Origin of the sequence: Thiohalocapsa halophila, from assembly GCF_016583825.1 — a bacterium.
Lineage (GTDB): Bacteria > Pseudomonadota > Gammaproteobacteria > Chromatiales > Chromatiaceae > Thiohalocapsa > Thiohalocapsa halophila.
Window position 1 is genome coordinate 1 of record NZ_NRRV01000199.1, and the last position, 1203, is coordinate 1203.

The 1203-nt window shown below is 57.7% G+C and carries 1 protein-coding gene; it reads right to left on the reverse strand.

The window, feature by feature from the left end; genetic code table 11:
- Positions 1–59: 59 nt before the first annotated feature.
- Complete coding sequence (locus CKO31_RS25955) at positions 60–809, reverse strand: HAD-IC family P-type ATPase (RefSeq protein ID WP_200243770.1); 750 nt, start codon at positions 807–809, stop codon at positions 60–62.
- Positions 810–1203: the final 394 nt, after the last annotated feature.

The window sequence follows — 1203 nt, forward strand, 5'->3', positions numbered from 1 at the left end:
CGTAGTGTAGGATGTGATGGTCAAGACCAGCTTCTTTTTCAGATGGTGCGCGAGCTCGACTAGACGATCCATTCTTCCGTCAGGGTACCGGTCTTATCAAAGACAATGGTGTCGACGCCCATCAGCTGCTCCAGCACCCTACCGTCCTTGATCAAGATACTTTCGTGGCTTGCGAGGATGATGTGGACCAGTGTCTGCGCCGAAGCCGACATCCTGATCCCATTCCCCGGGCTGGTATTGAAGACCGCCGTTCCGACTCCCAGGCATTGAAGCGGAGCCAGGAATACACCCAGCCCGAGAATGGGCGCTGCCGCAGCGTCAGCCCACTTTTCCCCCGTTAATTGCAAGCCGGTCATGAAGTGGGATGTGCTCTGCAATACGTTCTCGATCTTGGCCACGGCGGTGTTCTGGCCGGTCTCGGTGACCTTCACCCAAGCATAACCGGCAATGACAACGGTTGACGCGAACACCTGGTCGCCGACTCCCTTTTCCACCGGGACGGATTCGCCGGTCAGCATGTGCTGATCCACCGTGATCGTCCCCTTTGTAATTACGCCATCCAGAGGCACCAGTTCGCCCGTGTGAATGACGATGACGTCGTCGATATCCACCTCTTCGATCGGCGATTCGATCTCGGCGTTGTCGCGGAGCATCCATACGGTCGTCACCTTTCGATTGAAGACGCCCTGGAGCATTTCCTCTGAATAGCCTTTGCTCTTCCGAACCAGGACGCTGCCGAGATTGGCGATGAAGGTGTAGGCCGCGGTCACGAGGAAATTCTGAGTGACCAGGGTGCCGGTGACGACCAAGCCGTTCAGCAGATCGTTCTTGATCTTCCTTCGATTCCGCTATCATGGGCAGTAGACCTCTGATGTTCTATTGCGGCCATGTGGGCAGTCGATTCATCACAGCCCTTGTTCGTCCTACCGTGGAGCAAGGCGCCGCCGGCTTTACCCGCGAGGCGTATTCCCCGACGATGCAGGTTCAAACCGGGTGTCTGTTCTTGCGGACGCATCGACCAGGGGATGTCGGCCGAATTCCGTCGCGTCAGCTTACACTGCGAGAGGCGTAGAAAGGGTCCGTCCTACTGCGGGTCTTCAATTTGCGGCGCCAGACTCTGCGGTGGCGGAACTGCCGCAGCGGATCATCGGCATCGACGGCCGCCTTGCAGGCAAGGCAGTAGCGGATGATCATCATGCTCAA